This is a genomic window from Spirosoma utsteinense (assembly GCF_014282275.1).
Lineage (GTDB): Bacteria > Bacteroidota > Bacteroidia > Cytophagales > Spirosomataceae > Spirosoma > Spirosoma utsteinense.
Genome location: NZ_VFIA01000009.1, coordinates 23789 through 47063, shown reverse-complemented (window position 1 = coordinate 47063; position 23275 = coordinate 23789). Strand labels below are relative to the sequence as shown.

General features: G+C 54.9%; 20 protein-coding genes. 9 read left to right on the top strand and 11 right to left on the bottom strand.

What is annotated here, in order from left to right:
* Positions 1-413 precede the first annotated feature (413 nt).
* From FH603_RS08935 to FH603_RS08900, 8 genes are all read left to right on the top strand, one after another.
* Positions 414-1604 carry a homogentisate 1,2-dioxygenase gene (locus tag FH603_RS08935; protein ID WP_186737264.1) on the top strand — a complete coding sequence of 397 codons (1191 nt, stop codon included), beginning with the start codon at positions 414-416 and terminating at the stop codon, positions 1602-1604.
* A gap of 95 nt (positions 1605-1699) precedes the next feature.
* Positions 1700-2821 carry a 4-hydroxyphenylpyruvate dioxygenase gene (gene hppD, locus FH603_RS08930; RefSeq protein ID WP_186737130.1) on the top strand — a complete coding sequence of 374 codons (1122 nt, stop codon included), beginning with the start codon at positions 1700-1702 and terminating at the stop codon, positions 2819-2821.
* Positions 2822-2932: 111 nt separating this feature from the next.
* Positions 2933-3673 (top strand): phenylalanine 4-monooxygenase, encoded by a 741-nt coding sequence (gene phhA / locus FH603_RS08925; protein ID WP_186737129.1) that lies wholly within the window; start codon positions 2933-2935, stop codon positions 3671-3673.
* A 64-nt stretch (positions 3674-3737) separates the two neighbouring features.
* Positions 3738-4175 carry a MarR family winged helix-turn-helix transcriptional regulator gene (locus FH603_RS08920; RefSeq protein WP_186737128.1) on the top strand — a complete coding sequence of 146 codons (438 nt, stop codon included), beginning with the start codon at positions 3738-3740 and terminating at the stop codon, positions 4173-4175.
* 67 nt (positions 4176-4242) lie between these two features.
* Complete coding sequence (fahA, locus tag FH603_RS08915) at positions 4243-5511, top strand: fumarylacetoacetase (RefSeq protein WP_186737127.1); 1269 nt, start codon at positions 4243-4245, stop codon at positions 5509-5511.
* A gap of 106 nt (positions 5512-5617) precedes the next feature.
* Complete coding sequence (locus FH603_RS08910; protein ID WP_186737126.1) at positions 5618-6544, top strand: flavin reductase family protein; 927 nt, start codon at positions 5618-5620, stop codon at positions 6542-6544.
* A gap of 299 nt (positions 6545-6843) precedes the next feature.
* Entirely contained in the window at positions 6844-7272 is a 429-nt protein-coding gene (locus tag FH603_RS08905; RefSeq protein WP_186737125.1) for a hypothetical protein, read from the top strand.
* 211 nt (positions 7273-7483) lie between these two features.
* On the top strand, positions 7484-8065 hold the full coding sequence (locus tag FH603_RS08900; protein ID WP_186737124.1) for a DUF4142 domain-containing protein: 582 nt from the start codon (positions 7484-7486) through the stop codon (positions 8063-8065).
* 127 nt (positions 8066-8192) lie between these two features.
* On the opposite strand, the gene ggt is transcribed toward FH603_RS08900, so the two are convergent.
* On the bottom strand, positions 8193-9992 hold the full coding sequence (gene ggt / locus FH603_RS08895) for a gamma-glutamyltransferase (RefSeq protein ID WP_186737123.1): 1800 nt from the start codon (positions 9990-9992) through the stop codon (positions 8193-8195).
* Positions 9993-10160: 168 nt separating this feature from the next.
* Between ggt and FH603_RS08890 the strand changes: the two genes are divergently transcribed.
* Positions 10161-11402 (top strand): ABC transporter permease, encoded by a 1242-nt coding sequence (locus tag FH603_RS08890; protein ID WP_186737122.1) that lies wholly within the window; start codon positions 10161-10163, stop codon positions 11400-11402.
* Positions 11403-11532: 130 nt separating this feature from the next.
* On the opposite strand, the gene rhaT is transcribed toward FH603_RS08890, so the two are convergent.
* The 10 genes from rhaT to FH603_RS08845 all read right to left on the bottom strand — a co-directional run bounded on the left by rhaT (position 11533) and on the right by FH603_RS08845 (position 23211).
* Positions 11533-12567, bottom strand: a complete 1035-nt coding sequence (gene rhaT, locus FH603_RS08885; protein WP_186737121.1) for an L-rhamnose/proton symporter RhaT — start codon at positions 12565-12567, stop codon at positions 11533-11535.
* A 106-nt stretch (positions 12568-12673) separates the two neighbouring features.
* Positions 12674-15442 (bottom strand): glycoside hydrolase family 78 protein, encoded by a 2769-nt coding sequence (locus tag FH603_RS08880; RefSeq protein WP_186737120.1) that lies wholly within the window; start codon positions 15440-15442, stop codon positions 12674-12676.
* Between the two features lie 163 nt (positions 15443-15605).
* Positions 15606-15875 carry a substrate-binding domain-containing protein gene (locus FH603_RS28940; protein ID WP_342355214.1) on the bottom strand — a complete coding sequence of 90 codons (270 nt, stop codon included), beginning with the start codon at positions 15873-15875 and terminating at the stop codon, positions 15606-15608.
* 186 nt (positions 15876-16061) lie between these two features.
* On the bottom strand, positions 16062-16622 hold the full coding sequence (locus FH603_RS28540) for a winged helix-turn-helix domain-containing protein (protein ID WP_235985471.1): 561 nt from the start codon (positions 16620-16622) through the stop codon (positions 16062-16064).
* Positions 16623-16633: 11 nt separating this feature from the next.
* Entirely contained in the window at positions 16634-17299 is a 666-nt protein-coding gene (locus tag FH603_RS08870; protein ID WP_186737119.1) for a LutC/YkgG family protein, read from the bottom strand.
* A gap of 117 nt (positions 17300-17416) precedes the next feature.
* Positions 17417-18145 carry a hypothetical protein gene (locus tag FH603_RS08865; protein WP_244967999.1) on the bottom strand — a complete coding sequence of 243 codons (729 nt, stop codon included), beginning with the start codon at positions 18143-18145 and terminating at the stop codon, positions 17417-17419.
* Between the two features lie 124 nt (positions 18146-18269).
* Positions 18270-19634: a lactate utilization protein B gene (locus tag FH603_RS08860; RefSeq protein WP_186737117.1), complete on the bottom strand. Its 1365-nt coding sequence runs from the start codon at positions 19632-19634 to the stop codon at positions 18270-18272.
* A 10-nt stretch (positions 19635-19644) separates the two neighbouring features.
* The gene (locus FH603_RS08855; protein WP_186737116.1) at positions 19645-20388 is read right to left on the bottom strand and encodes a (Fe-S)-binding protein; all 744 of its coding nucleotides are present in this window, start codon (positions 20386-20388) and stop codon (positions 19645-19647) included.
* 52 nt (positions 20389-20440) lie between these two features.
* Complete coding sequence (locus FH603_RS08850; RefSeq protein WP_186737115.1) at positions 20441-21904, bottom strand: FGGY-family carbohydrate kinase; 1464 nt, start codon at positions 21902-21904, stop codon at positions 20441-20443.
* Between the two features lie 20 nt (positions 21905-21924).
* Complete coding sequence (locus tag FH603_RS08845) at positions 21925-23211, bottom strand: sugar isomerase (protein WP_186737114.1); 1287 nt, start codon at positions 23209-23211, stop codon at positions 21925-21927.
* Positions 23212-23275: the final 64 nt, after the last annotated feature.

The window sequence follows — 23275 nt, the reverse complement described above, 5'->3', positions numbered from 1 at the left end:
CAGTACTATTGGTTTCGAAATGGGTCAAAAACTCAGCCATTTATACAATTTATCATCAAAGCTGTTTAGGATTTAACGCTGGCCTGAATTCTATCTCATCAAGGTGTCTGACGTATCCTGGACGGCCACGTCCGGGTAAGAATAAATCCTGTTTACTACCCCCAGACGTGGCCGTCCAGGATACGTCAGACACCTTATTCCAGTAACCCTAAATAGGTTCATCGTAAACCTTACACCAAAACTCACGATTTTATAAAATTTAATCTAACCAATATACCATTTTTATCGTTGTTGCTATAACTTTGTGCAAGACAATAGTTGTCTTGGCAACTGTTCATTTCATCAACAAAAAAAAGTCCGACACGCCCGGCTGGCAATTCGTTGATCGGCCGGGCGCGATCGGCACCACCGATATGCCATTCTACCACACACTGGGCAGAATCCCCCCCAAACGGCATACCCAATTCGCTAAACCTGGCATGGAGGTGCCCGGCAGCGCTATGTCGGATCGACCAGCGTTGTACTATGAGCAGTTGTTTGGAACGGTAGGCTTCGATGGCATGTCGTCGCTGATGTACCACGTTCACCGCCCAACGATGGTACGGGCCGTATTGGATAGTGTAGATATGACGCCGACGCTGGCCGTGGAAAAAAATATGCTCGCGCGGAAGCTGATCGGCTTTAACGTGCCTCCTGCCGCCGACTTCCTGGACAGCCGTGTCCCACTACTGGTTAACAACGACCTTATTTTTGGCCTAGCCAGTCCGGGCGGGCAAACAGAAGCGGATTATTTCTATAAAAACGCCGACTCCGACGAACTGCTGTTCGTACATCGCGGTTCGGGGAAACTTCGGACGCTGTTCGGTACCATACCGTTCGGCTATGGCGATTACCTGGTCATTCCGCGCGGCACGATCTACCAGATTGCGTTCGACGGTTCCGATACACGCCTGCTGTATGTAGAGTCCCGTTCGCCGATCTATACTCCCAAACGGTACCGGAATAACTTCGGTCAGCTGCTGGAACACGCTCCGTTCTGCGAACGCGATATACGGCGTCCGCAGGACCTGGAAACGCACGACGAGACCGGCGACTTTCTGATCAAGATCAAGAAACAGGGCGCGCTGCATTCACTGGTGTATGCCAGCCACCCCTTCGACGTTGTGGGCTGGGACGGTTACAATTATCCTTATGCGTTCAACATCCAGAATTTCGAGCCGATTACGGGACGGGTACATCAACCCCCAACCGTACACCAGACGTTCCAGACCGACGCGTTCGTCGTCTGCTCGTTCGTGCCACGTCTGTACGATTACCACCCGCTCGCCATTCCGGCCCCCTACAATCACTCTAACGTCGACTCCGACGAGGTTATCTATTATGTCGACGGAGATTTTATGTCCCGCAACGACATTGCACCGGGCCACATCACGCTGCATCCCGGCGGTATTCCGCACGGGCCCGCCCCCGGTGCCATGGAACGGAGTATCGGCAAAAAAGAAACTGTCGAGTATGCCGTCATGGTCGACACGTTCCGGCCGCTGATGCTTACCAGCCAGGCGGTGGCTATCGACGACGGTACCTATTTCAGCTCGTGGCTTTAGCTCTTAGCCGACGGACCGCCCTCACCCCCGGCCCCTCTCCCCTAGGGAGAGGGGCCGGGGGTGAGGGACCTCAAACACAACATCAACAAACGACCATGGAAACACTCGAACTCGAAAAACCAACCCTTGCCGACTTCCTGCCCCTGAACGGCACCGACTACATCGAGATGTATGTGGGCAACGCCCGGCAGTCGGCCCACTATTACCAGACTGCCTTCGGATTTCAGCCCGTAGCCCATGCGGGCCTGGCAACGGGTCTGCGTGACCGCGAATCCTACGTAGTACAGCAGGGCAAAATCCGACTGGTACTGACATCACCCCTGCACGACAACAGCGAAATCGGACGCCACATCGACAAGCATGGCGATGGGGTACGGGTTGTGGCGCTCTGGGTCGACGATGCAGCAAAGGCGTTTGCCGAGACGGTAAGCCGGGGTGCCAAACCGTTTCTGGAGCCTATCCGCGAGCAGGACGACAGGGGTTATGTGGTGCGGTCGGGTATTCATACCTACGGCGACACGGTCCACCTGTTTGTGGAGCGTAGCGCCTATGACGGGTTATTTCTGCCCGGCTACCAGGCGTGGAACCCAACCTACCGCCCCGCTGACGTCGGCCTGAAATACGTCGATCACATGGTGGGAAACGTGGGCTGGAACGAGATGAACACCTGGATGCAGTTTTACGGCGATGTGATGGGCTTCCAGCAGCTCGTTTCCTTCGATGACAAAGATATTTCGACTGACTATACGGCGCTGATGAGCAAGGTCATGAGCAACGGAAACGGGCGTGTGAAATTCCCGATCAACGAACCGGCCGAAGGCAAGAAAAAATCACAGATTGAAGAATACCTCGACTTCTACGGAGGGCCGGGCATTCAGCACATCGCCGTGGCAACGGATAACATCGTAGAAACGGTGCTGTCCCTGCGCGACCGGGGCGTCGAGTTTCTGACGGTTCCGGATGCTTACTACGACACCCTGCAAAGCCGCGTCGGCCCTATTGACGAGGAAATTGCCACGTTGCGGCAGCTGGGCGTGCTCGTTGACCGCGACGACGAAGGGTATCTGCTTCAGATTTTCACGAAGCCCGTTTGTCCGCGTCCTACCCTGTTTTTCGAGATCATCCAGCGCAAAGGTGCCAAATCGTTCGGGAAAGGCAATTTCAAGGCCCTGTTCGAAGCCATCGAGCGCGAACAGGCGCTACGAGGAACGTTATAAAAGAGGGAGGAAAGGAGGAGGGAGGAAAGGGACGAGTGGGATTACGCAGTAGCAGCCCTCTCCTCCCCTTCGTCCCTCTCCTCCCTCCTCCTTTCCTCCCCCCTTATAAAAATGAACCAGAACTATTCAACCTATACACCCGATCAGCAGGCGGTCTGGAAACTGCTTTTTGAGCGGCAGATGGCGCAGTTGCCGGGGCGGGCCAGTCAGGCCTATATGGACGGGATCGTGGCAACCGGGTTTCCCAACGTACGTATCCCTGATTTCGAGCGCGACCTCAACCCGCGGCTGCTGCCGCTTACAGGATGGCGCGTGGTGGCCGTACCGGGCCTGATCGGTAACCGTGAATTCTTTGAACTCATGGCCGACCGGCAGTTTCCGGCTACGACCTGGCTGCGCTCCCGCGACCAGCTGGACTACCTGCCCGAACCGGATATGTTTCATGACACGTTCGGCCATGTACCGGTGCTGACCAACCAGTCGTTCTGCGATTTTCTGGCGGCCCTCAGCCGGATTGCCCTCCGGTTCGTGGATCATGAAGAAGCCATCGATATGATTTCACGGCTGTACTGGTACACCGTCGAATTTGGACTGATTCAGGAAGATGCGGCCCTCGGCCAGAAAGGCCTCCGCATCTACGGGGGCGGTATTCTGTCGTCGCCGGGCGAGACGATCTATAGCCTGGAAAGCGACATCCCGACACGAATGCCTTATGACGTGGCAACGCTGCTTCAGACGCCCTACATTATCGACCACTATCAGCAGCAGTATTTTGTGATCGACTCGTACGAGCAGCTGTATAGGTCGGTACCGGAAATTGAAGCGACACTGGAAGGGTTGTTAGTAAGTTAGATTGGCTATTTTTGCTGGTTATCATCCTGCTGTGACCCGTTGACAGCATCCTGTTTTACTGCAAATGACCCATCCTGCCGACAGCCGTGCGTATTTTTTCAAGATTGATACCACAATCAAAAAAATTCGCAATGCCCTCCAGAAACAGTTTTCCGACGCTGGTTTCGACCTCACCGTCGACCAGTGGGTTGTTATCGATCACCTTTACCGTAATCCGGGCATCAGCCAGAATACGATTTCGGAGATGACAACCAAAGACGCACCAACGGTAACCCGGATCATCGACCTGCTGAGTCAGAAAGGGCTCACCGAACGACGTATGGCCGACACCGACCGGCGCAAGTTTCTGGTATACCTGACCGAGACCGGTGAAGCCAAGTACCACGAGGTGCTGCCCGTCGTGTCAGCCATGCGACGCAAGGGCTGGGGCAACCTGAGCGACGATGATTACCAGCAGTTTGTCCGGATCATGGACTCTATCTATCAGAATGTGAGCGAGTAGGGCCGTCTCCTCAGGTCGGCGTGTAAAAACAGATTTTTCCAGGCCGACCCGGGGGACGGCTTTATGTATGTACGGAATTTTTAGTTACGACCCGTCCGGCCCACATGCCGGCTACAAATACGGCGATCATATTCTCGACCTCGCGGCCATTGGGGCACTGGGTTTTTTCGATGACCTTCCGGTCGATCCATCCGTTTTCTCCCGATCGGCCCTAAACGATTTCATTGCATCCGGCAAGCCTGTGTGGCAGGCTGTAAACGGGCGGATACGCCAGCTGCTAGCCGACGACGAAGCCGCGCTGAACCTCGTTCGGACGCAGGTATTCATTCACGAGTCACGGGCAACCCTGCACCTGCCGGTCCAGATCGGCAACTACACCGACTTCTACGCCGGTATCCACCACGCAGAAAACGTGGGGAAACTGTTCCGGCCCGACGCAGACCCGCTGTTGCCCAATTACCGACACATACCCGTTGCTTACCACGGCCGGGCATCGAGTATTGTCGTGTCGGGGACGCCGATACGACGACCAAACGGGCAACGGCTGGGGCCAGACAACCAGCCCGTTTTCGGCCCGTCGCAGGCGCTCGACTTCGAACTGGAACTTGGGCTGATCGTCGGCAGAAGTAATCCACTGGGGGAGCCGGTGCCGGTCGATGAAGCAGAAGATTATATATTCGGTGTGACGCTGTTCAACGACTGGTCGGCACGTGACATTCAGCGGTGGGAATACCAGCCACTGGGGCCTTTTCTGGGCAAAAACTTCGGATCGAGTTTGTCGGCCTGGGTTGTACCGTTTGCCGATCTGGAGCCGTTCCGTACAACCGGCCCAACGCAGGAGCCAGCCCCCCTCCCCTATTTACGGGGCAGTCAGTTGCCCACCTGTTTCAATCTTAACCTGGAAGTGGTCCTTCAACCAGCCAGTGGCCGTAGCGACGGGTCGGGAAGCCATGCCTCTGCCAATGCAGGACCGCCGAAGGTCGGCACTGAAGTTGTCATCAGTCGTTCCAATGCCCGGTATCTGTACTGGAGTTTTTCCCAACTGATTGCCCATCACACCAGCAACGGCTGTAACCTCAACGTTGGTGATGTGCTGGCCACAGGCACTATTTCAGGCGTCGAGCCGGGTAGCTATGGTTCGCTGCTCGAACTAAGTGGAAATGGCAAACGGCCCCTGCATCTGCCCGATGTGGGCGAACACGATGGATCGATACGCACTTTTTTGCAGGATGGCGATACCGTTACGCTGCGGGGCTGGGGGTTTGCTCACGGCCGGCGTATCGACTTGGGCGAGGTGAGTGGCACCGTATTGCCAGCGGCTAAAACGCCGGTCTGATCTGACGGCGTATCCGGCCATTCAGCCAAACCAGAAGCTCATAGGGAATGCTGGTTGTATTTTTGTTTTATCGCATCAACGCCCGCCTGGTTGCGGGTTCTTTACCATGACCCAATCCATTGATCCTGCCGACTTACAGCCACACGAGTTTTACCGGCTCCTCAACAGTTCGGTTGCGCCCCGGCCTATTGCGTTCGTTAGTACCGTTAGTGCCGACGGTCACGTCAATCTGGCCCCCTACAGCTTTTTCAATGTATTTGGCTTTAATCCGCCTATTCTGGTTTTCTCGCCAAGCCGCAACCGCCACGGCCACAAAAAACACTCCCTCCTCAACGTTGAAGAGGTTCCGGAGGTTGTAGTCAATGTCGTTAGCCATACCATGGTCGAGCAGACATCTCTGGCCAGCGCCGAGTTCGACCGGCACGTGAGCGAATTCACGAAAGCAGGATTTACGGAAGTACCCTCGGAGCGTGTCCGCCCACCCCGCGTGGCGCAGTCACCCGTCGCGTTCGAATGTGTGGTGCGGCAGCTGATACCCGTTGGCGACGGACCGGGGGCCGGCACATTGGTCGTCTGCGAGGTGATCCTGGCCCATGTCCATGATACTATTCTGACCGAAAAGGGTCTCGTCGATCCCCACAAAATAGATCTCGTAGGACGGCTCGGTGGCGACTGGTATGTGCGGGCCAACCACGATGCGCTGTTTGAAGTAGCGCGTCCCCAAATGGGCGTTGGTATCGACCAGTTACCCGCCGACGTCCGGAACAGTGCCATCCTGACAGGTAATGACCTGGGCAAATTAGGAAGTGTCACGGCGCTACCAACCGCGACCGAAGTAGACGAATACCGGGATTCTGGCACCCTGAACGATCTTTTCGATGAAGCACGATATGGCTGTCAGTATCTGCCCGATCTGCTGCACCTGAAAGCGAAGACCTTGCTGGCAGAAAACAACGTACGCGAAGCGTGGCTAACGCTGTTGAACAGCCAAACCCTGCCAGTGGTTGAAGACCCTGGTAGTGGTCGAACGTGAGTCTCCTCTACCATCGCTCAACCACTACCAAGGTCTTCGACCACTGGCAGGGTTTGGCTACAATTATGTATCTTGATGGGCCATTGTGCATACATAATACAATAGCCCATCCTGCCATGAACAATCCACCTCCTCTAGACTATGGCTGCTGCTACCATATTTACAACCGAGGCATCAATGGTACATCGCTTTTCCCACTTCCACAGTTGTACACCTCTTTTCTAAAAAGTTACGCCTACTACACAGAACCCCTTTTCGACACGTACGCTTATTGCCTGTTGGATAATCATTTCCACCTGATGGTTCGTATCAAAGAACTACACGAAATTGATTTGATTCGCTGGAAGCAGGAACGCGGCTGGAAAAAGATATCTGAACCGGGTAGACTGCTGGGTCATTTATTTAACAGCCATGCTCAGATAGTCAATTCGCTTATGGGAAGAACGGGTAGTTTATTTGAAAAACACGTTCACCGCGAGCGTATAGACCACGACGATTATTTCACCCAGCTAATCTTCTACATTCACAGTAATCCGCTTAAGCACGGCTTTACTACCAGCTTCCAGACCTACCCCCATTCGTCTTACCTGGCTTACCTATCCGACAAACCAACCCTACTAAAGCGACAGGCAGTGCTCGATTGGTTCGGAGGGAAACAACAATTCATCAACTTTCACGAGGGAATGAAAAACGAAACGTTTGGTGATTATTTCAACGATAGGTCGTAAACCCTGCCAGTGGTCGAAGACCCTGGTAGTGGTTGAACGATGGTGAAAATAACCCTGGTAGTGGTTGAAGACCCTGGTAGTGGTTGAGCGGGAGTTTCCTCTACCATCGCTTAACCACTACCAGGGTCTTCGACCACTGGCAGGGTTTGCGCTATTCCAAACAACCCGTGCGCTACTGTGTTCTTAGGTCACAACGAAACGTAGCACTACCATGAAAATCAATATACTGAGCGCTCTTATGGTTAGCGGCCTCCTGCTCGGGGGCTGCGGGAAGGACAGCAAAGAAGCCGCAAAAGAGGTCAACGAAAAGAAGATCGATCAGCAGGCTACCGCCATCAGCGACGATGCCAAAAGCGACGCCAAAGAGGTAGCCGATAACGTTGTCGAACTCTTTAGCATGGGTATGACCGAGTACGAACTCAGTAAAATAGCCCTGCAAAAAGCGACAAACCCTGAGGTGCGTTCCTACGCGCAGCGGGCCATGAACGAACATCAGCAGAACGAAAAGCAACTGCGCGATATGGCCCGGACCATGAACATCACGCTGCCTGCCACTATGGCAAAAGACGGGAAAGATCGGATCGAGGACTTACAGGACGAAAAGCCCGGCACCGCCTTCGATCTTCAATACCTGAAGGAAATGAATACCGTAAACGACAAGGCAACCGATACCGCTGACGACCTGGCCGATAATGCACCCAACGAGACCGTCAAAACCTTCGCCCGTAAGCTGGAAGAGGGCGACAAAAAACACCGGGATCAGGCCAAACAGATGCGAAATGCATTGAATTAAGGGAGTAGAAGGAGGAAGGGAGGAAAGGGAGGAAGGAGGAAAGGGTTGCGTGGTAGCTCCTTTCCTCCCTTTCCTCCCTCCTCCCTTTCCTCCTTCTACTCCCTCCTCCCTCTCCTCCTTTCCTTCCCTAATACCCCCTCGCCGTATTGTCGGCCCGTGGGTCGGAAGCGCCTTCGTAAGAGCCGTCGGGCCGAATCAGTACGCAGTCCATCCGCCCGAGTGTGTTGGTTAGTTTTTCGAGCATGTAGCCCCGATTTTGCAGATTTTGTACCGTTGCATCCGAGAAAGCACCGTTCTCAAAGATGGTTTTGTCGGGTAGCCACTGGTGATGGAATTTCAGCGCATTTACGGCCTGCTGCATTGACATACCATGCTCGATCACATTCAGGATCGTTTGGTAGACCGATGTAATGATGGTAGAGCCACCCGGCGTTCCGACAACCATGAACAATTTCCCGTCCTTCTCCAGAATCGTAGGTGTCATGCTCGACAGCATCCGTTTTTGCGGAGCAATGGCGTTGGCCTGATTCCCGATCAGCCCGAACATATTGGGAACACCCGGCTTCACGCTGAAATCGTCCATTTCGTTATTCATGAAAAAGCCGGCACCGCCTACCACCACCCGGCTCCCGTAGCCGCCATTGAGCGTTGTGGTGATGCTGACCGCATTCCCCGCCTTATCGACTACCGAAAAATGGGTCGTTTCCAGACTTTCGTAACCCGGGATCGTCCCCCCGCGTACATTCTTACTGTCGGTAGCTTTGGCAAACGAGAAATCAGTCCAGCGGCTTTTCAGGTAATCGACGTTCATCAGGGTATCGGATGGCACCTTCACGAAGTCGGGGTCGCCGAGGAACTTGGCCCGGTCGGCATACACGCGCCGTTCAGCTTCGACCATGACCTGTACGGTACTATCGCGGTTCCAGCCCCATTTCCGCAACGGATAAGGTTCTGTAAAACGCATCAGCTGAACCAGCGCTACGCCCCCACTGGAGGTTGGCGGCATGGTAATCACGTTGTAGTTCTTGTAGGTGGCCTGAATCGGGTCGCGCCAGACCGAATGATAGTCTTTGAGGTCGTCTTCGGTTATCAATCCGTTGCCCCGCTTCATTTCCTCGGCCAGCAACCGGGCGGTTTCTCCTTCATAAAATCCGGCACGTCCCTGACTTTGAATGCGTTGCAGGGTCCTGGCCAGATCGGCCTGCACCATAATCTCACCTTTCTGCCACTTCAGTGTATCGGCGGGATTTGTATTTTTCAGGAAGTACGTTTTGCCGGGGTTGATCGTCGTCAGGTCGCCCTTGATCCGGTTCAGACCCAGAGCATCGCGTTCGGTGAGGGCAAATCCTTTCGCGGCCAGGTCGATGGCAGGTTGCAGCACCTGCGCCCAGGACAACTTACCGAACCGCTTGTGGGCTTCAGCCATTCCATCGACCGATCCCGGCACGCCACTCGCCAGGTGACCGCTGATGCTGAGCCCCGGACGGACATTACCCAGCGAGTCGAGGTACATATCCTGGGTAGCGCGGCCGGGGGCCTTCTCCCGGTAATCGAGCGTATAGGCTTTGCCATCGTTGCCCCGGTAGACCATAAACCCTCCGCCACCAATGTTGCCTGCACCGGGATAAACCACCGCTAGGGCAAACTGCACAGCCACGGCCGCATCAACGGCGTTACCTCCTGCTTTAAGAATGTTGAGGCCCACCTGCGACGCTTCGGGATGGGCCGAGGCCACCATGCCATTTCGGCCAATAACCCCCTGCCGGTCAGAGAAAAATGGTTGTACAGACGGGTCTTCATCGCGGTACTCGTAGACGCCCAGACCCTGCCGGACACCGGACCCGGACGTTGTCGTTGGGGACTGCGATTTACAGCCGGCAAGGAGGGTAAGCGCCAGTAAAGGCAACACACGGAATTGTCGTTTCATAGGGAGTCAGGTTGTTGTCAGAAACCACTAAGCTACGAAAATTGACCAAACGTCCGTCAATCCGTCCGTACCGGCCTAGCAGGTTTGAAAACAGCCCCCTTCCTGGTTACTTTTGTTAGCATTCCGCTTTGACTGACGTGCTCAGCTGAGTTGGAAGGCCAAAGCAATATGCGGTTTCTTCGTCAGATCTTAGAAAGTTTCCGATTTGCGTGGCAGGCGCTACGGTCCAACCTCCTCCGCACGACCCTCTCTCTGCTGGGCGTCACGATCGGTATTTTTGCTATCATAGCGGTGTTCACGCTGGTCGATTCGCTGGAGCGCAACATTAAAACCAGCCTGTCATTCATTGGCGATAAGGTGATATATGTGGAGAAATGGCCCTGGACATTTGGCAGCGAGTACCAGTGGTGGAAGTACTTCCAGCGCCCCGAAGCATCAATGACCGAATACAAGTTTCTGCACGACCGGCTCGAAACAGCCCAGGCCGTTGTGGCTATCGATTTTAAAGGGCGGGTAACGGTCAAGAACGGCAATAACAGCATGTCGTCGCTCATTCAGGGAACAACATTCGAGTACAACGACATTTCGGATGTGCCCATCGAGCAGGGCCGCTACTTTACCCAGCAGGAAATCGACGTGGCCCGCAACGTGGCTATTATCGGTGCCGATGTGGCCGGGAACCTGTTTCCCTCACAAGACCCGGTCGGCAAAACGTTCAAGCTGAACGGGCTGAATTTCACCGTTATCGGTACGCAGGAACGTAAGGGCGAAAGTATATTAAATGTAGGCGGTAACCCCGACATCAAATGCCTGATTCCGTTGGGTGCTTTTGCCAAAATGTTCCATTCCATCAACCCCAGCATTAGTATTGCCATTAAAGGCTATGATGACGACCCTGGCCTGACTGAACTCGAAGGTGAAATCAGGGGCCTGATGCGTACCCGGCGGGGTTTACGCCCAACGCAGGACGACAACTTCGCCATCAACCGCCCGGAAGCCATCGCCCAGGCTATTAGCGGCATTTTCGTGGTGTTGACACTGGCGGGCTGGGTAATTGGCGGCTTTTCTATCCTGATTGGTGGCTTCGGTATCGCCAACATCATGTTCGTCAGCGTTAAAGAACGCACCAACATCATTGGTATCCAGAAATCGCTGGGTGCTAAAAATTACTTCATCCTGTTCCAGTTTCTGTTCGAAGCGATTCTGTTAAGTCTCGTAGGCGGGTTAGCCGGTATTGCCCTGGTTTATGCGCTGTCGTTTATGCAATTGGGTACCCTGGAACTACAGCTAACGACGGGAAACATCGTACTGGGGCTGGGCGTATCGAGCATCATCGGCATTGTATCAGGCATCATCCCCGCCTTCTCTGCCGCCCGGCTCGACCCTGTTATCGCTATCAGAGCGAAATAAGGCGAAAAGGGAGTCGGAAGTGTCGTAGAAGTCGTAAAAGTCATAAGTCGTAAGGGGCTGACGCAAGTTTGTTGCTTTCGCGTCAGCCCCTTACGACTCCTACGACTTACGACTCCCTTTACGACTTTTTTCAAAACTGACTTCCCATACCGATCAGGACGGTGGAGAATATGATCAGGCCAAGACCGATGTAAACGACGCGGTAGGTGGCTTTGCTGGCTCCTTTCCATTCGTGCAGGGCCAGTCCCCAGATCGTGCTGAAGGTGATGATAAAGGCCATATGCAGTGTCCAGCCCGCGAACCGGAATTCGTCGCCCAGGTAGGTATCGCCCATACCGTAGAAGAAGAACTGAAAATACCAGGTCGTACCGGCCAGAATAGCCCAGAAATAATTACTGCGCAGCGGTGCCTTCGACGCGGTGTAATCACCGAACGTCCGGTTGCGACGGTTCAGGATCATGCACCAGATGAAGTTGGTCGTGAAACCGCCCAGCAGCAGCACCGGATAAATGGCGTTGTTCTGAAACAGCGGATTCGTACCGCCCGCTACAGCCAGTAGCGCAATGGGTTTCCCCGCCGTGAGACCAAAGGCGAAACAGGCGCTCAGAATGCCCGATACGGTCGCTACGGCAATGCCTTTCCGCAGGTTGAATTCAGCAATGGTCGCTTTCTGCTGTTCAGCATCCAGCTCGTTTTCTTTCATGAAACCGGCCCGGCCACAGACGGCGATACCGATCAAACAGACAGCCACGCCTGCCAGCGTGAACAGGCCCGATCGGGTGCCGAGCAACTCATCGAACCGACCCTCGTAGAGGGGTGGAATCAATGTACCGAAAGCAGAACAGTACCCCAACGCTACGGCCATGCCCAGCGAAATACCGAGGTAACGCATCGACAGGCCAAAGGTCAGGCCACCAATGCCCCACAACAGACCGAACAAAAATGTCCAGCCCAGCGTAGCAGAATCGGCGCCGGTAATAGCGCCAACAGGGTTGCTGACCGTTATCCAGCCCATCACCCAGGGTACAATGATCCAGGAAGCAATGCCTCCCACAATCCAGGCACTCTCCCACGACCAGCCTTTTACCCGACGAAAGGGAATGTAAAATGTACCGGAGGCATAACCACCCAATGCATGAAAGAAAACACCAAGAATTGCAGACATGTGGTAAAAAATGAAAAAGGGTGAAAGGAGTAATGAATGATGAACGATGAATGATGAGTGATGAGTGAGTGAATAGCTGACGCAAAACCTATTCATTCATCGTTCATCATTCATCACTCATCATTGATTGATTTACTGTGAACTGATAAACGCCTGAACCTACGCTAAGCTTGACATAACCTGACTCCGTGCCAGCCACAGTCAGGCCGGCGGCACGTAAGGGCTTACCGCCTTCCTGCACGACATCAGCGCTGGTAGCTGGGACGTAAAGTGTAGCGGTCGTATTCGCTGGTACCTCAACGGTCATGCTGAACTTGCCCGCTTCTTTTTTCCAACCGGAGCGAACCATCCCATAATACGTCCGCAGGCTTGCATTTGCCGACGTCAGGCCTCCGCCCGGCTGCGGCTTGATCGTGATCTGCTTGTAGCCCGGTCCGGTTTCATCCGTATCGATGCCGGTAATGGTTCGGTACATCCAGTCGCCAACGGCCCCGTAGGCATAGTGATTGAACGACGTCATGGATGGGCTTTGAAAGGTACTATCGGGCTTCATCGAGTCCCAGCGCTCCCAGATCGTGGTAGCTCCCATCTTGACCGGGTATAACCACGACGGGTAGGTTTCCTGCAAAAGCAGGTCATAGGCTACGTCGTTCTGTCCGAAGCGGGTCAGCACAGGGCATAAAAATGGGGTACCCAGAAAGCCGGTGGTAAGGTGGTTTTTGTATTTTTTCACATTCTGCACCAGCCGCGTTACTGCCTGCTGCCGGAGTGATTCGGGCAGCATATCGAATTGCAGCGCCAGTACGTAGGCCGTTTGCGTATCGGAGATGAGCCGACCGTTTGGGGTCATGTAGGCTTGCTGAAACGCCGTTTTGATACGGCCGAGCAGGGCGGTGTAATGCGCGGCATCCTCCGTCTTGCCCAGCAGCGTAGCCGCCTTGCGCATCAGCTCGGTACTGTAGGCGTAGAAACATTGCGCAACCAGATGCGTATCCGTGAACGCCGACCGCGCTTCGAAGGCCGGACTTCCTTCGGTATCGACATACGACAGCCAGTCACCAAACTGGAATCCTTCGCTCCACAGATCATCTTTAGCAACTTTCTCCATGTAGCCTTCGTAGGCTTTCATGCTGGCATATTGCTGTTCCAGCAAACGCCGGTCGCCGTAGGCAACGTACATATTCCAGGGAATAATGATGCTCGCATCCGACCAACCGGCGGCTCCGGCGGGTTCCCGGGCGAAGGGTCCCTGCTCTTTCAGCACGTCGGGAATAACGAACGGTACAGCCCCGTTGGGTGCCTGCTCAGCTGCTACGTCTTTGAGCCACTTGGCAAAGAAATTATTAACACCAAAATTGAACGCGGCCGTGCGGGAGAACACTTCGGCATCGCCGGTCCAGCCCAGCCGCTCGTCACGCTGGGGGCAGTCGGTGGGCACGTCAAGGAAGTTGCCCCGCTGGCCCCACTGAATATTGCTTTGTAGCTGATTGACGAGTTTGTTAGACGTTGTGAAATCGCCCGTTTTGGGCATATCGGAATACAGCACGACAGCCGTGAAATCGGCGGGGTTCACGGGACCAGTCAGCCCTTCGATGCGGACGTAGCGAAAGCCGAAAAACGTAAAATGGGGTTCCAGCGTCTCACGTCCTCCTTTGAGCAGATACGTCGCCTGTGCTTTGGCAGTCCGCAGGTTATCGAAATAGGGGTTGCCGAATTTATCGAGCATCTCCACGTGCGACAGAACGATCTTATCACCCGCTTTACCCGTCGGGCTCAGTTCGACCCAGCCCACCACATTCTGCCCGAAGTCAAGGACCGTTTCACCCTTCGGCGTGGTCAGGATCTTAACAGGCTTTATGCGTTCGTGTTTCGTGATGAGTTCGTTGTAGTTGGCAACCAGATTGGCATACCCAAACTCCTTCGTCGTCACCCCCGACCAGTCGGCGTCGGCATAGCCCGGCTTGTCCCAGCCTGCCTTTTCCAGCCGGGCGTCATACACCTCACCGTCGTAGATTTCGGACGAACGGACGGGGCCTGTCGAGGATTTCCAACTGGCATCGGTATTGACGGTTTCAGTGCTTCCATCAGCATAGGTTAGGACCAACTGGCCCAGCAGCGCCAGGTTTTTGCCATAGATGTTGCGCTGCTTTTCCCAGGCCAACCGCCCCCGGTACCAGCCGCTGCCAAGCGTAACCCCAATGGCGTTGGCACCCGTTTTGAGCAGGTTCGTTACGTCGTAGACCTGGTATTGAAGGTGACTGTTGTAGGTTGTCCAGCCGGGCGTGAGGTAGGCATCACCCACGCGCTGGCCGTTGATCCGGGCTTCATACAGTCCATGCGCCGTCATGTACAGCGTGGCCGAGCGAACGGGTTTGGGAGCCGCAAACGCCTTCCGGAACAGGGGGCTGGGCTGGTTTATGGTATCTTCGACGTAGCCCGCTTCAATCCATTTTGCCTTCCAGTTGGCGGCCGTCATCAGGCCGGTTTGCCAGAAAGCGGGTGCGCTCCAGGCCGATGGTTTGCCCGACGGACTGTCCCACACGCGCACCTGCCAGGTGTAGCGCTGACCGGGCTGTAGCGCGGCTCCTGCATACGGCACCTGTACCGACTGATCCGACGCGACCCGCCCCGATTGCCAAACGCTGCCTTTCGCGACTGACGCAGCATCGGTACCTACCCGAATTTCGTAGGCCGTCTGCCTGACGTTTCGCTTCGTGGCTACGGCAGGAACAAGTTGCCAGCTCAGGCGTGGTGCAGGCACGTCCAGACCAATAGGATTGACGCGGTTTTCAGTCAGGAGACTACGAATAGTGACCTGACCAAAAACGGAAATGGTAAAAAGTTGAAGGGTTAGGAATAGACAGAATTGCCTCATGAATAGCTAAAGGCTCGTGTTACGGAATTATATCACTCTACAAAGGTAAAGTTTGCTTTTATGGACACTTACCTACACTTGCCTACCTGTGATTGGAAAGGGTGTAACTGGAGCTTTGCCAACGTTTAGAACGTTGGCAAAGCTCCAGTTACACCCTTTCCAATCACAGCGATTGCCGGACAATGAGCCGGAACGGATTGCGAATTTGCCGGATGGTGTTGCCCTGCACGAGTTGAGCCGCCGTCCGGCCCATTTGTTCAAAATCGGTCGATATTACGGTAATACCATCAAGCAGCAGTTCCTTCACCAGCGTTTCGTTATACGACAGAATCCCCACTTCTTCGCCTACCCGTAAAGCGGTGTCTTTGATGCGTTTGATAAGCATCACCAGATCTTCTTCCCGGAGGTTGATAAAGGCATTTCCCGGCTCGATAGCTACTTTATCGATATCGTTAATGACCCGTGCGCCAAACCCGTAGCCCGCGCAGAACCGGTAAAACCCGTTCAGAATGGCTTCGGGGTGATACGAATTGGCCGGGAACAGGATATTCAGCGTCGTGTATTTACGGAGAAGCGGCAGGGCTTCGGTGAGGGACTGGTGCAGGTCGTTTTCGAAATCCTAGTACACCGCCGAGTACCGGCCGGTCAGCCCGTCGATGAGCTTGTCCATCACCACCAGCTTGTGTTTAGGCAGGGTGTTGATGAGATCCATGGCACGCTGCCCTCCTTCGAAAAAGTGGGCAATCACGACGTAGTGCGTGTAGCCGTGGGCGTGGTTAAGCAGGATGTTCTTGAACAGGCGGAAGTCGTTGTGATACACGAAAAAATCGATCGGCACATCCGGCCCCAACTCCTCCGTGAAGGCGTCGTAAATAAGTTTCTTATGGGTGCTGAGCTTGTTGAACAGGAGAAAGACGTTCATCTGCCGGTCGATCTCCGTATCGCTGATGTAAGAACCTTTGCCTTTCGTCGACTCGATTACTTTCTTCTCCTTCAGCAGATCATATGCCCGCTCAACCGTTCGCTTCGACACGTCGAATTCGGCGCATACCTCAAAGATCGACGGTAGTTTATCGCCGGGGACAATTTGTTTGGTCTTGATACCCTCAACAATCGAATTATAAATCTGGAGGTATTTAGGCGTACTCGAAAAATCGTTTATCGCAATTCGCTGAAGCATTACAGATCGAATTAGTCCAGCAGGAATACCGTCATCGTTTTCGGGCCATGGGCACCCAACACCAGCGACTGCTCGATGTCGGCGGTTTTGCTGGGCCCGGCAATGAATACGCCAAAGGTATAATTTTCAGACCCAATTCGCTTGTAGGCGTCATGCATGGTCGGCACCAGATCCTCGGCCGACAGCACGACGGCCAGGTGCTGCGGAATGAACGGTACGGCCCGAAGGGGTTTATTCTGGATACTACCCAGCAGCGGCTCGGTAACCCAGACCGATCCGTTCTCGGCCACACCGAAGTGGGCCGTAATGATCGCCAGCTCCACATCGGCCAGCGTATGCGGCAGCAGCGCGCCCAGCGCATCGACCACAACGACCGACTCGTCTACTATATCGCTTTTCCAGACGGTGCTGGCCACGCCCGCCAGCTGCGGCAGGGTGGTAATGATCCGGTGCTTGCCAACGGTAAAATACTGCTGGACGTAGGTTTCGATTTCGGCCCAGCTGGTTACCGGCACCACCTGCCCGCCAATACCCGACAGCGTCGAGCCAAACCGATGAACGACGTCATCGGAAAAGTGGTCATGAGCGCGCCGTGCCAGGTCTGCCAGATCAGGCAGGGGCGTTGATTCGGGTTTGTTCTGCCGGACGGCCTGTAGAATTTTATCGCGGGTTGTCATCTGTTCTATACCGAGTTGAAGGTAGTATGTGGTACCGGCATTCCCCTCACCGTTCTGCGTTTAGCGGATAGTCGCTTTTGTACGTGTCGGCAAGCATATACATCACTCATATGGCTACTATTGCGGTGATGCGATCGGTAGTCCCAGCAGGTAGAGTTTCTTTAAGAGACCACCCACCTTACCCGTCTCCCAAACGTAATCGCCCGTATGTAAGCCTTCCAGCAATTCATTCATATCGGCTATCGTGTAGGTGCGGGCGTTCGAAACAGCGCCATCCCAGGCAAAACAGATCGGTATGATTGGAACCAGATACGTGAAAACCAACTGCTGCCAGGTCATGGGTCGCACCAGTGGGGTGATAAAAAAGGCCATCAATAAATTCATTGGAATGACCATCCACCAAAGCCAGATCGGAAAGCTGTTATCGCTTATTTCAAACAGGCAAATAGGCTGTCGGTTTGCTTTCGCATCACTCAATATGTCGTGTGCTACCGTCGGTTTCATGTGGTGCATACTACAGATCATCGTTCTCACGCCAACTTTTTCAGTAGCCAGATCAGCCGCGTTTACCGACTTTGTCAGATAGTTTATACCGGAACCTCCCTCACTATTGATCCGGTCGGCCGTTTCAAGATGGGGATACAGATCGGTAAGTGTCAGCGTTAGATTTTGCAGATGAGGTTGCGTTTTCAGCCGGTTGTACACCTCAGCCATAGGTCCCCCGCTACCCGAGCACAAATCAATAATGGCTGGTTTATCTGAATGAACGAGTGCCCTGCTTATCAACGCAGCCAATTCATGCTGCGAACCCAGGAGCTTATGCATGACGATAATGAGTCGGGTCATACATTGCCTGAGCGAGTCAGGAAACCAATTAAGATCTTCAATCTCAACTAACTGAATACGTTTCATTTGAGCTTACTCTATACAATACACGCTAACTTCTTCAGTACAGCTACCAGCCCTGACCTTACTTTCGGTTTTTGGCATACCAGTCACCAAACGACTCTTTGGGAGCCTCGGGCATGTTGCGGTGTTTGTACCAGGGGTTCAGCTTGTTGTTGACCAGACCCGGGAACCAGCGCATGAGCGTCCGGCCAATGCGGCCGCTAACGGCATACAGCCCGTGGTTGCTCAGCACCGTGTTCATGGCCTGCATACTTACGGTCTTGGCCGTGGTGGCCTCCCCTTCCTGCATCAGCACCTGCCGCCACTTATAAAGCTGCTGGTGGATGTCGATCTTGACCGGGCACACATTGGTACACGAACCACAAAGCGTCGACGCAAACGGCAGATCGGCGTGCTTTTTCATGTCCAGGTTCGGGGCCAGTATCGACCCGATGGGGCCACTGATGGCGCTGTGGTAGCTATGTCCGCCACTCCGCCGGTATACGGGGCAGGTGTTCATGCAGGCTCCGCAGCGGATACATTTGAGCGAATTGCGGAAATCTTCGCGGCCTAATTGTACCGTACGGCCATTGTCGACCAGAATCAGGTGCATGGTCTGGCCCGCCCGGGGTTGCCGGAAGTGGCTCGAATAGGTGGTAATCGGCTGGCCGGTGGCCGAACGGGCCAGCAGCCGCAGAAACACGCCCAGGTGTTCGCGCCGGGGAATGATCTTCTCGATACCCATACTGGCAATGTGAACGTCGGCCAGGTGCACCCCCATATCGGCGTTGCCTTCGTTGGTGCAGACGACGAACTCGCCTGTTTCGGCGATGGCGAAGTTCACGCCCGTCAGGGCGACGCGCCGGGTCAGGAAGGTATCGCGCAGGTGCAGGCGGGCCGCTCCCGTCAGGATTTGCGGATCGGCGCAGCCTTCGTCGGTACCCATGTACTTATGGAACAAAACGCCAATTTCTTCCTTCTTCCAGTGGATACAGGGCAGCACGATATGGCTGGGCGTTTCGCCCGCCAGCTGGACAATACGTTCGCCGAGGTCGGAGTCGATCACGTCGATGCCCTGTTCGCCGAGGTAATCGTTCAGGTGGCACTCTTCGGTGAGCATGGACTTGCTCTTGACCATCCGGTCCACCTTATTTTCCCGAAGGATATCGAGGACGATCCGGTTGTGTTCGGCGGCATCGGCGGCCCAGTGTACCTGTACGCCATTGGCCAGCGCGTTGGCTTCGAACTCCGCCAGATACGTGTCCAGATTACCGAGAACATTATGTTTGATCTGCGAAGCCGTTTCGCGGAGGTCCTCCCATTCGGGCAGGGTATGAGCCGCTTTGTCGCGCTTCTGGCGGACAAACCACAGGGTTTCATCATGCCAGTTCACCCGTTCTTCGTCCAGATTGAACCGTTCGGCCAGTTCAGGATGTGCTTGTGTCATACGCTTGTTGTTAACTCGCTACTCCTTGGTTCAGTATCTCGGCAATGTGTACCACTTTCGTTTTGCTGCCCTGCCGCCGTAAAATCCCTTCCATATGCATCAGGCACGACATATCGACGCCGGTGATGTAATCGGCCCCGTGCCGCAGGTGATCGGCCACACGGTCTTTACCCATCTTGGCCGATACCGCTTCTTCCAGCACGCAGAATGTACCCCCGAAGCCGCAGCACTCGTCGGGCCGGTCGAGCGTGACAATGTCAATATCTTTCACCTGACTCAGCAGCCTTCCCGGCTTTGAGTACATGGGCGCATTCAGCTCACTCATCTGCGACAGGTGCAGCCCCCGCTGACCGTGGCAGCTCTGGTGCATACCCACCCGGTAGGGAAAGCGCGCCGGTATCGACTCGACCTTCAATACATCGGTGATGAATTCGGTCAGTTCGTAGACGTGCTGCCGGATGGCCGTCGCAGTAGATTCGCTGGTCTGGCTGTGGAGGTGCTCTTTGAGGTGCAGCGTACAGCTACCCGAGGGGCACACCACGTAATCGACGGTTCCGAACTGATCGACAAACCGCTCGTTTAACGGTTGTGTTAGATGCGCAAATCCAGAATTAGCCATGGGTTGTCCACAGCAGGTCTGGCCTTTGGGGAAAACCACCGTCTGACCTAGTTTTTCCAGCAATTCGAGCGTAGCAATGGCCACCTGCGGGTAAAACTGATCGACGTAACAGGGAATGAATAAGCCTACGGTCATGGCGTAAAGAGCGATTGACAAATGATGTACTTCTCAGGAATAAATCGGTTTGTCAGGATGCTGTATAACGGGTTAGGGTAATCAAGTTTGGCGGTACGGGCAACGGATTCCACTGGTCATGAAACGAGAGGGCCGCGCCCAGCGCCGTCGCCTGCGCTACGGAGGCCGCCCACACTTCCTTGTCGGGAAAAGCGGCCGCCAGCAGGTTCATGTAAATGGGATTTTTGCTGAATCCACCATCCACGAAAATACGCGTAACCGCATCTTCAGCCGACGCAGACCCTTCGGGTGGTAACACCAGCGCTGTCGAAATAAGTTGCCCACCCATCAGGTCCAGCATGAACTGGTGGTAGGCAGTTTCGTAGTCGTCGAACTGCGTCAGATCCCGGTCGCCAAAGGGCGACCCAGCCAGCGACGCCAGCACCGCAGCGGGAATCAGCCCTTCCTCGACCGGTTGCAGCGGCACCGTTGTCTGCTGAAGTTGCTGAATCAGGCTGGCATTGTAGCGTACCTGTTTGTAATAGTCGACCGCCACGCCAAAATGGTCGGCCAGCCGTTTCGTTTGCTGCTCGTGCTCGAAACCCGCGAAGAGCCGCGCGGCTTTCACGCGCTGGCCTTTGTAGGTCAGAAAGCACAGGCAGTCATACTGCAGTTCTTCAGCGGTGAGCGGCTGACTTGTAAACGGATTCATGCTGATGCACCAGGTTCCCGTCGAAATCAACACAAAAGGCGACGCAGCAGCCCCATCACTCGACTCACCAAAACTGGCCAGATAGGGAATTAGCGCGGCCGACGAGTCGTGGAGGCCCACGCCCACGCGTAGATCACGAGGTTGTCCATCGGCCGTATCGCCACCCACCATGAAAGCTTTCATGGCTTTATCGGCGGGAAAGAGGCTCCCCATCAATTTATCGAAGCCTTCGGAAACGACCCAGTCGTGGTACCGATGCTTCTCGAAATCCCAGAGCATGGTATGGCACCCGATACTGGTCAGGTCGCTCAGCATCTGGCGGGTGATGAGGTAACTCATGTACTGCGGCAGGTGGAGCGCATACCAGATACGCCGGAACAGCCGCGGCTTGTCGTACTTGATCCGATACAGCATTAATCCCGAGTTCAGGCTGTTGAGCGCGGGCGATGCCGTTTGTACCGACAGCACATCGGGCGCGCCGTAGCGGTCGTAGAACTGCTGCCGAATCCAGTCCGGATAGGGTTTCAGGTAGTTGTAGAGGTTGCCTACGGTACGGCCTTCGGCGTCCAGATACACAAGGCTCGCGCCGTAGGTCGAGAAGTTCAGCGCCTGCACCTCATACTCGGGCAGGGTCAGTACCTCGCGCACGGCCGACAACAGCCACTGACTCAGCCGCTGAAGGTCTTCGCAGGCTTCGCCGTCGTCATCGACCGTTTCGGAAAACTGCTCGGTCCGCTCCCACACGATCTGATACTGTCGGTCGAACAGAAACAGCTTTTTGTTGGTCTTGCCAACGTCAGCAATGGCGATAACAGGCGTAGGCATGAGTGTTGATGATTCTTTTTTTATAATCCCGTCGCTACCGTTTTTGCGCCCCGCTCGCCAATGAGTTGCTGCCGCACGGTAAGCTGCCGGAACAGGGCCAGCGGGTTCAGCGCGCCACCGGCGCGCAGCCGTGCTTCAGCTACCAGCGGCCGAACATCGGTCCGGAAGGCATCCTGTAAAATCTCCTGCGCCCGCACTACGTCGTTGGCGTCGCGGGCTTCGTCCAGCGCAGCCCGGTCAACGAGCAGTGCCTGAGCGTAGGCCAGCTGAATGGCTTCCACGCTCTGCAACAGGTCTTCGAGCGGATCTTTCACGTTATGACTCGCGTCGATCATCCAGCCCAGATCCTGCGCATGGTTCATCTGGCGGGCGTCCATACCGTCGATCAGTTCGTTGAAGATCAGGAATAGCTGGTAAGGTTTGATGCTGCCCGCCGTCAGGTCGTCGTCGCCGTATTTGGAATCGTTGAAGTGGAAGCCGCCGAGTTTACCTTCGTTCAGCAGAATCGCCACGATCTGTTCGATGTTGGCGTTGGGCAGGTGGTGGCCCAGATCGACGAGTGTATAGGCTTTAGGGCCCAGCTTGTTGGCGTATAGGTAGCTGCTGCCCCAGTCGCCAACGGTCATCGAATAGAAATTGGGTTCAAACGCTTTGTACTCAACAAATACCTTCCAGTCGTCGGGCAGTGCGGCATAGATATCCTGCAAACTGCTCAGCGTCCGCTCGAACGCCTTCCGGAAATTCAGCTGACCGGGAAAGCAGGAGCCATCGGAGAGCCAGACGGTCAGCGCTTTGGACCCCAGCGACACACCATGCCGGATCACTTCGATATTATGATCGATCGCCTGCCGACGCACGGCCGGGTCGACGTGCTGCAACGAACCAAATTTATAGCTCAGCTGCGAATCGCCCGGTTCGCCGGGCTGGTCCTGAAATGTATTGGAATTGACGGCATCGAAAGCCAGACCGTAGCTGGCCGCCAGTTGTTTGGTAGCCTGCGGATCGGTTGGAATATCCCAGGGAATGTGCAGCGAAATAGCACCGCTGGCCCGGTTTAGGGCATGCAACAGGCCTACATCGGCGATTTTCTCTTCCAGCGAACGCGGTTCACCACCACCCGGGAAGCGGCCAAATCGCGTACCACCCGTACCGAGCGCCCAGCTGGGAATGGCGATCTGAAAATCGACCAGCTTCTGAATAACAGCCTCGGCCTGTTCAACCGAATCGGTCCAGGGCGACAGCTTGCGTTGATGTTGGGTTTGTCCAGCCGCGTTATGATCGGCAATGAAGTCAGGGTTCAGGTTCACGTCAGTTCAAGGTTTGTGTTGATATCCAGCCCACCGATTCATCGGTGGGTCCAAAACGATTCAT